At 33.5% G+C, this 8,882-nt stretch carries 7 protein-coding genes; 6 read left to right on the top strand and 1 reads right to left on the bottom strand.

Annotation, left to right across the window (positions count from 1 at the left end; translation table 11 throughout):
• On the bottom strand, positions 1–1,177 hold a 1,177-nt coding region (locus tag ACOYLP_RS09180; protein ID WP_422855876.1), incomplete at its 3' end, for an LTA synthase family protein.
• 119 nt (positions 1,178–1,296) lie between these two features.
• Here ACOYLP_RS09180 and ACOYLP_RS09175 point away from each other — a divergent pair.
• The 6 genes from ACOYLP_RS09175 to ACOYLP_RS09150 form a co-directional block, all read left to right on the top strand.
• The gene (locus ACOYLP_RS09175) at positions 1,297–3,072 is read left to right on the top strand and encodes an AMP-dependent synthetase/ligase (RefSeq protein ID WP_422855875.1); all 1,776 of its coding nucleotides are present in this window, start codon (positions 1,297–1,299) and stop codon (positions 3,070–3,072) included.
• Between the two features lie 153 nt (positions 3,073–3,225).
• Entirely contained in the window at positions 3,226–4,278 is a 1,053-nt protein-coding gene (locus ACOYLP_RS09170) for a proline iminopeptidase-family hydrolase (RefSeq protein WP_422855874.1), read from the top strand.
• A gap of 166 nt (positions 4,279–4,444) precedes the next feature.
• Positions 4,445–4,876 (top strand): MarR family winged helix-turn-helix transcriptional regulator, encoded by a 432-nt coding sequence (locus ACOYLP_RS09165; RefSeq protein WP_422855873.1) that lies wholly within the window; start codon positions 4,445–4,447, stop codon positions 4,874–4,876.
• Between the two features lie 88 nt (positions 4,877–4,964).
• Positions 4,965–7,355, top strand: a complete 2,391-nt coding sequence (locus tag ACOYLP_RS09160) for a 3-hydroxyacyl-CoA dehydrogenase NAD-binding domain-containing protein (RefSeq protein WP_422855872.1) — start codon at positions 4,965–4,967, stop codon at positions 7,353–7,355.
• A 23-nt stretch (positions 7,356–7,378) separates the two neighbouring features.
• A complete protein-coding gene (locus ACOYLP_RS09155) occupies positions 7,379–7,729 on the top strand; it encodes a four helix bundle protein (RefSeq protein WP_422855871.1) in 351 nt (116 codons plus the stop codon).
• Positions 7,730–7,787: 58 nt separating this feature from the next.
• Positions 7,788–8,882 (top strand): acetyl-CoA C-acyltransferase (locus ACOYLP_RS09150; protein WP_422855870.1); only part of this gene is annotated, 1,095 nt, incomplete at its 3' end.

Below are 8,882 nucleotides of genomic sequence, written 5' to 3'. Positions count from 1 at the left end.
CATAATAATGGTCGTAGCCCAATATATTTCCAAAACCTAAAAATCCCATAGATCCATTAGGTGCTCCATGAAAAAAAGAAGTGTCATATCCTTGACTTTCTAAAGTAGAAACCAAAGATTCAATTTTTTGCTTCGGATAGGGAGATGAAGTAAACGCATTCTGAAACGACGGAATTCCGGCAATTACCGATGACATTCCATGAATCGATTTCCAACCATTTGCATAAGCATTCGTAAAAATGAGACTATGCTGGGCCAATGAATCTACAAATGGTGTATAGCCTTGATAACCCTTAATTTTAGTACCTTTGTTAAAAGCACCATTGTATTCACGTGCAAAACTTTCAAGAATAAAAATCACAACATTAGGCTTGGATGGAGGATTATTTTTGTACTGTTTTATAGGAACCAATAAACTATCAACCTGCGCTTTTGAAACGAGATTTACTTTCTTAAACGTATTGGTATTCCATGTTCTTATAATCGCAAATGGAGTGTTCAAAACTATATCGGCTTGACCAGAATTTTTAACATAACGACTTCCATCTAAAATATTTATAGGCCTGGTACTTTTCTTAAAATCACCTCTAATTCCACCTATGCAAAGTGTCGTAATTGCGAGAAAGCTAACAATAGAAACTAAAAAATATTTTATACTTATTTTTTCAGCTTTATGTGAAATTTTTACCTTCTTATAAAGCAAAATCCAAATAAAGGACAAGGCAAAGAACAATAAAAAAACATGCCAATAATTGAGTAAAAAATCAAAAAACAAAAGCGTTTTATTACTCTCATTTTCAAGCGTATCGAGTGAAGATCTTGTACTTCTACTAAATGTATATCTGTAATAAATAAAATCAATAAAATTAGTAGAATATGCAATTAAGTTGGTAATAATGTAAATATAAAACAATACTTTTTGATAACTTTTTTTTGTATTAATAACCGCTGGAAAAATAGATATTAAAATGAATAAACTATTTATATACAAGATGGTTGTAGTGTCAAAAACCAAACCATGGTAACATAACTTTATAAAATCAATTAAGCCGTCTACTTTTATTAAAGAACTATTGTAAAAGTAGAATAAAACTCTAGCTATGGAGTAAAAAATATAAACCAGTAGAATCCTAATGGCTAGTATTTTATACTCTTCAAAACGGGGAAATTTTTTCATAATCACGGTAAAATTAAAGATAACAAAACTACATATTTCGGTCTTAAATGCTGCATATTTTAAATTAATATTGTTTAGGAAACTAATATTAATTAATTTGCAATAAAATTATCATTCTAATGACTCCAATATCAAGACTTTTTGACTTTCCATACTATCAGCTTGAAAAAAATAACCTATCAGATTGTCTTGTTACCAAATATGAGGGTAAATGGGTAAAAACTTCTACAGAAGAATATATTGACAAAGCGAATGCTGTATCAAGAGCTTTACTTCGATTAGGAGTTCTTGAAAATGATAAGATAGCCATAATCTCAACTTCAAATAGGACAGAATGGAATATTATAGACATTGGAATATTGCAAGTTGGTGCTCAAAATGTACCTATTTATCCAACTATTGCTGCTGAAGATTATGAATATATTTTAAATCATTCAGAGTCAATTTATTGTTTTGTTTCTGATGAAATGATTTATGAAAAGATAAAAGCAGTAAAAAATAATATCCCATTACTAAAAGAAATATATTCTTTTAATGAAATTGAAGGTTGTAAAAACTGGAAGGAACTTTTTGAACTTGGAAATGATGAAAGTAATCAAGATGTAGTCGAAGTCAGAAAGAATAATATTAAACCTAATGATTTAGCAACTATAATTTATACCTCTGGAACAACCGGAAAACCTAAAGGTGTTATGCTTTCTCATGATAATATTGTATCCAATGTTTTTGCTGGAGCAATGAGAATTCCTTACACAGAAGGCAATTATAGAACCATGAGCTATTTACCTGTTTGTCATATCTTGGAACGGTTTTATTTATATTTATGTCAATATTATAGCATATCAATCTATTTTGGAGAATCTCTAGATAAAATTGGTGAAAATATAAAAGAAGTAAAACCTCATTTAATAACAGGAGTTCCCAGAGTTCTTGAAAAAATATACGACAAAATATACTCAAAAGGATTAGAGCTTAAAGGAATAAAAAAGATGCTTTTCTTTTGGGCAATCAATTTAGGGGTTCAATTTGAACCATATGATGCAAATGGTTGGTGGTATAAATTTCAATTAAAAATTGCAAGAAAACTTATCTTTAGTAAATGGAAAGAAGCGGTAGGTGGTAATTTACAACTTATTGCTTGTGGAAGTGCGGCACTTCAACCCCGACTAGCTAGAATTTTTGCTGCTGCTGAAATCACAATAATGGAAGGCTATGGATTAACAGAAACTTCTCCACTAGTTGCTATAAATGATATGCGTAACAATGGTTTCAAAATAGGAACTGTTGGGAAAGTCATTGATAAAGTAGAAGTAAAAATAGCCGAAGATGGAGAAATTTTATGTAAAGGTCCAAACATAATGTTGGGGTATTATAAAGATGAAGTTCAAACTAAAGAAGTAATGTCTGATGGCTATTTTCACACAGGTGATATAGGAGAAATTGATAGCGAAGGTTTCTTGAAAATTACTGATCGCAAGAAAGAAATGTTTAAAACATCGGGTGGAAAATATGTTTCACCACAATTATTGGAAAATGCTATGAAACAATCTCGTTTCGTTGAACAAATTATGGTAATTGGAGATGGTCAAAAAATGCCAGCAGCTTTTATACAACCTAACTTTACATTTGTAAAAGAATGGGGGAAAATTCATGAAATTCCAATAGGAAACACAATTGAAGAAATAATTTCAAACCCTAAATTAATTGAACGTATTCAAGAAGAGGTCAATGAATTAAACAAAAAATTTGGTAGTTGGGAACAAATAAAACGCTTTGAACTTACTCCCGATGTTTGGTCAATTGATGCTGGACACCTCACTCCTACTATGAAACTTAAGCGTAAAATTGTAATGGAGAAATATAAAGACTTATATAAAAAAATATACAACTCTTAAAACTTGTCATTTTGACATACGGGAGAAATCTCATCAATATTAGCGGGATTTCTCCTTGCGCTCGAAATTACAAACTAGTTGTTTTTGATTAGACAAAGTGTTCTTTTAACTAACCTTATTTAACGATTAGCCAACCTTAAAAACTTTATCATTATGAAAATAAAACAAATTCTAATCGTGTTGATAACTCTGCTTTTATTTTCGGGTTGCAAAGAATATAAAACAGTAGACACTCCAAAAAATGACTATCTCGATTTTTCCAAAAGAGACGACCAAGCCACGGGCGGAATCAAAATGATTCCAATATCAACTCCGATTGGCAAGTTCAATGTTTGGACAAAACGTGTTGGGAACAATCCAAAGATAAAAGTGCTTTTACTACATGGCGGCCCGGGAGGAACTCATGAATTTTTTGAATGTTTTGATGGTTATTTTCCAAATGAAAGTATTGAGTATATCTATTACGACCAGTTAGGTTCCTACTACAGCGACCAACCAAATGACAATAACTTATGGACGATTGATCGTTTTGTAGACGAAGTGGAACAAGTGCGGAAAGCATTGAAACTTGACAACACTAATTTCTATTTGATGGGACAATCCTGGGGTGGAATTCTGGCAATGGAATATGCCCTCAAATACCAAAGAAACCTAAAAGGATTAATTATTGCCAATATGATGGCAAGTGCTCCTGCTTATAACAAATATGCTGAAGAAGTTTTAGGACCACAATTAGATCCGAAAGTATTTGCACAAATCAAAGATTTTGAAGCAAAGAAAGATTATACCAATCCAAAATACACCGAATTGTTGTTCAAGTATTATTACTCAGAACATATATTGAGAATGCCAATTGACAAATGGCCAGAATCTATAAATAGAGCTTTCAAGCATTTAAATCCAAATATATATGTCTTTATGCAAGGACCTAGTGAATTTGGAATTACTGGTAATGCCACTTTAAGAGATTGGGATGTAACTTCAAAACTAAAAACACTAACGATTCCAACCCTAGTCATTGTCGCAAAATATGACACTATGGATCCAAAACACATGGAATGGATATCTAAAGAAGTTCAAAACGGACGTTTTTTATATTGTCCGAACGGAAGTCACTGCTCTCAATATGATGATCAGGAACATTATTTCCCGGGTGTAATTTCCTTTTTGAAAGATGTTGACAATGGAAATTTTAAAAAATCATAAAGTAGACTAATATCAATCAGATTAAAGCCTCTTAATTTTTTTAAGAGGTTTTATGTTTTAATTAAATACTATGGATTAATCTTCCTTGCTTTTTTAATGTTAAAATCTACATTTACTATGCGTGCATAATACATCTTTTGTATCTTTGAATTTGTTAAAATAATAAATGAAAGATAAAACTATAGATTATATTCTTCGTGCAACTTGGCAAGCCGTTTCCAGAATGTACAACGAAGAAGCCTCGAAGTTTGAAGGTTCTATGGCTATTGGTTTTGCACTATTAAGCATAGAAAAAGAAGATGGTACTCCGTCAACAGCAATAAGTTCTAGAATGGGAATGGAAGCTACAAGTTTAACAAGAACTCTAAAAACTTTAGAGGAAAAAGGATTAATTATTAGAAAGAAAAATCCAAAAGACGGAAGAGGTGTTTTGATATATTTAACTGATTTTGGAAAACAAATGAGAGCACAATCTAAAGAAACTGTTTTGCAATTCAATGAAACCATTCGTAAAAACATCTCAGAAGAAAAATTACAAAACTTCATAGAAGTGGCAGATATTATTAATGAATTGATTTCCGAGAAGAAGATTTTTTAAAAATAAGAACAAAGATTACAGAATAAAGAAGATAGATGTTAAATTAAAAAGAGAAAAGTCTATTTTCTAATCTCTAAAAAAATAAAAGATGAAACGAACAATTAAAAAAGTGGCAGTGGTAGGATCTGGAATTATGGGTTCTGGAATTGCTTGTCATTTTGCTAACATTGGTCTTGAAGTATTGCTTTTGGATATTGTCCCAAATACACTTACTGAGACTGAAGAAAAAAAAGGAATGACTTTAGAAAATAAGTTGGTTCGCAACCGCATTGTAAATGAACACTTAGCCAATGCATTGAAGTCAAATCCATCTCCAATTTACAGTCAGAAATTTGCTAGTAGAATTACAACAGGCAACACTACAGATGATATGGCCAAAATTACCAACTATGATTGGATTATTGAAGTAGTAGTGGAACGTTTAGATATCAAGAAATTAGTTTTTGAACAAATAGACAAATTCAGAAAACCAGGAACATTAGTATCTTCAAACACCTCTGGTATTCCAATTAAGTTTATGAGCGAAGGCAGAAGTGATGATTTTCAAAAACATTTTTGCGGAACTCACTTCTTCAATCCTGCCCGTTATTTAAAGTTATTCGAAATCATTCCGGGTCCACAAACTTCAACTGAAGTTTTAGATTTTCTTTTTGATTATGGTTCTAAATATTTGGGCAAAACTTCGGTCGTAGCAAAAGATACTCCAGCATTTATTGGTAATCGAATCGGAATCTTCGGCATTCAAAGTTTATTCCATTTAGTAAAAGATATGGGCCTAACCATTGAAGAAGTAGATAAACTTACCGGACCAGTTATTGGTCGACCAAAATCGGCTACTTTCAGAACTGTTGATGTGGTTGGTTTAGACACATTAGTACATGTGGCAAACGGTTTATATGAAGGTTGCCCAAATGACGAAGCTCACGAACTGTTCAAACTTCCTGATTTCATAAACAAAATGATGGAAAACAAATGGTTAGGTAGCAAAACGGGGCAAGGTTTCTACAAAAAAATTGACAAAGATATACTTTCCTTAGACCTAGATACTTTAGAATATCGTCCCGCCAAAAAAGCGTCTTTTGTTACTTTAGAATTGACCAAAACAATTGATAAACCTATCGACCGATTCAAAGTCTTGGTTAAAGGAAAAGACAAAGCGGGTGATTTCTACAGAAAGAATTTCTCGGCTATGTTTGCCTATTGCTCTAACCGTGTTCCTGAAATCTCAGACGAATTCTACAAAATTGACGATGCTATGAAAGCCGGTTTCGGTTGGGAAAACGGACCATTCGAAATATGGGATGCCATTGGTGTTGAAAAAGGTATTGAATTGATGCAATCCGAAGGATATAAACCTGCAGCTTGGGTTACTGAAATGCTTACTTCAAGCAGTACTAGTTTCTATACTGTAAAAGATGGCTCAACCTATTATTATAATATATCAACAAAATCGCAAACTAAAGTTCCAGGACAAGACAGTTTCATAATCCTTAACAATATTCGAGATAGTAAAAAAGTATGGAGCAATAGCGGTGCTGTAATTCATGATTTAGGTGATGGTATCTTAAACCTTGAATTTCAGTCAAAAATGAATACTATTGGTGGTGATGTTTTGGCAGGAATTAACAAAGCCATTGACCTGGCCGAAACACAATACAACGGATTGGTTATTGGAAATCAAGCAACCAATTTTACTGTTGGTGCCAATATTGGAATGATTTTTATGATGGCAGTAGAACAAGAATACGAAGAGCTAAACATGGCTATTAAATATTTTCAAGATACGATGATGCGTTGTCGATACTCTTCTATTCCTGTTATTGTTGCTCCCCACGGAATGACATTAGGTGGCGGTTGCGAAATGACAATGCATGCCGACAGGGTGGTTGCAGCTGCTGAAAGTTATATTGGCTTGGTAGAATTTGGTGTTGGGGTAATTCCTGGCGGTGGCGGTTCTAAAGAAATGGCACTAAGAGCATCAGACTTATTTCATAAAAACGATGTCGAATTAAATGTACTTCAAGAATATTTCTTAGCAGTAGCTATGGCAAAAGTTTCTACATCGGCCTATGAAGCATTTGATACAGGTGTGTTACAAAAAGGAAAAGATATTGTTGTAGTCAACAAAGACCGACAAATTGCCGTTGCAAAACAAGTTGCACTGCAAATGGCAGAGCAAGGTTATACACAACCTATCCGCAGAACAGATGTAAAAGTATTGGGTAAACAAGCCTTAGGAATGTTCTTAGTTGGAACTGACCAAATGGTTGCTGGAAAATATATCTCAGAACACGATCAAAAAATTGCTAATAAACTGGCTTATGTAATGGCCGGTGGCGATTTATCTGAACCTACTTTAGTAAGCGAACAATATTTATTAGATATTGAAAGAGAAGCATTTTTAAGCTTGTGTACAGAGAGAAAAACTCTAGAAAGAATTCAGTACATGTTAACCAAAGGAAAACCGTTAAGGAATTAGTATTAAGTATCAAGACAAGTGATATGCACAATTTCGAAAAATTAAAGATCTGGCAAAAGGCAATGGATGTAGCCGTTGAAGTTTATGAAATTTCACTGCTGTTACCAAATGATGAAAAATACAATTTAATTCATCAAATAAAAAAATGTGCTGTGTCTATTCCCTCAAACATAGCTGAAGGTTCTGGAAGAAATCATAACAAAGAATTTATTCAATTTTTAGGAATAGCTAATGGATCAACATTTGAATTAATAACACAATTAATACTTGCTAAAAGATTGAATCTTATAAAAGAAGAAACAATTCAACCAATAATCAATCGGTTAGTAGAAGTTTCAAATATGAATTTCTCATTTCAAAAAACATTAAACTAATAAATAAAACGATTGGTAAGTCTTAATACTTAATACTCCAATCTTAATACTTTCAAAAATGAAAACAGCCTATATAGTAAAAGCATACAGAACTGCGGTTGGAAAAGCACCAAAAGGTGTATTTAGATTCAAACGTCCCGATGAATTAGCAGCAGAAACAATTCAATACATGATGAACGAGCTACCTGAGTTTGACAAAACCCGTATCGATGACGTGATGGTTGGAAATGCTATGCCTGAAGCCGAACAAGGATTAAACGTCGCCCGTTTGATATCGCTTATGGGATTAAAAGTAACGGATGTACCTGGTGTAACAGTCAATAGGTATTGCGCTTCCGGATTAGAAACCATTGCTATGGCAACGGCTAAAATACAAAGTGGTATGGCTGATTGTATCATCGCCGGAGGAGCTGAAAGTATGAGCTTTATTCCGATGGGAGGTTATAAACCTACTCCAGATTATGCCGTGGCAAAAGAAGGAAACGAAGACTACTACTGGGGAATGGGATTAACTGCTGAAGCGGTTGCCAAACAATTCAATGTATCACGAGAAGACCAAGATGAATTTGCATTCAATTCGCATAGAAAGGCCTTGCAGGCACAAGCTGACGGAAAGTTTGACAAACAAATTGTACCTATAATTATTGAGCAAACCTTTATTAATGAAAACGGTAAAAAAGAAACAAAATCGTATACGGTAAACAAAGACGAAGGTCCAAGAGCAGACACCAATGCAGCCGCTTTAGGAAAGTTAAAACCTGTTTTTGCAGCAGATGGTTCTGTAACTGCCGGTAATGCTTCTCAAATGAGTGATGGAGCAGCTTTTGTTTTAATTATGAGCGAGCAAATGGTAAATGAATTAAACCTTACTCCTATCGCCCGAATGGTAAGCTATGCTGCTGCCGGTGTTGAACCACGAATCATGGGAATTGGTCCGGTAAAGGCTATTCCGAAAGCCTTAAAACAGGCGGGCTTAACTTTGAACGATATTAACTTAATTGAACTAAACGAAGCTTTTGCATCTCAAGCTTTAGCCGTTACAAGAGAATTAGGAATAAATCCTGATATCATTAACGTCAATGGTGGCGCCATTGCATTAGGACATCCATTGGGTTGCACGGGAGCAAAACTGTCAGTACAGTTATTTGATGAA

This window comes from Flavobacterium sp. (assembly GCF_049318325.1).
Taxonomy (GTDB): domain Bacteria; phylum Bacteroidota; class Bacteroidia; order Flavobacteriales; family Flavobacteriaceae; genus Flavobacterium.
The sequence above is the reverse complement of the archived record's forward strand: the minus strand, read 5'-3'. Positions and strand labels throughout refer to the sequence as shown.

Bases quoted from the DNA above. Each gene is read 5' to 3' on its own strand.
- ACOYLP_RS09175 (WP_422855875.1), top strand. From the start codon at position 1,297: ATGACTCCAATATCAAGACTTTTTGACTTTCCATACTATCAGCTTGAA.
- ACOYLP_RS09170 (WP_422855874.1), top strand. From the start codon at position 3,226: ATGAAAATAAAACAAATTCTAATCGTGTTGATAACTCTGCTTTTATTT.
- ACOYLP_RS09165 (WP_422855873.1), top strand. From the start codon at position 4,445: ATGAAAGATAAAACTATAGATTATATTCTTCGTGCAACTTGGCAAGCC.
- ACOYLP_RS09160 (WP_422855872.1), top strand. From the start codon at position 4,965: ATGAAACGAACAATTAAAAAAGTGGCAGTGGTAGGATCTGGAATTATG.
- ACOYLP_RS09155 (WP_422855871.1), top strand. From the start codon at position 7,379: ATGCACAATTTCGAAAAATTAAAGATCTGGCAAAAGGCAATGGATGTA.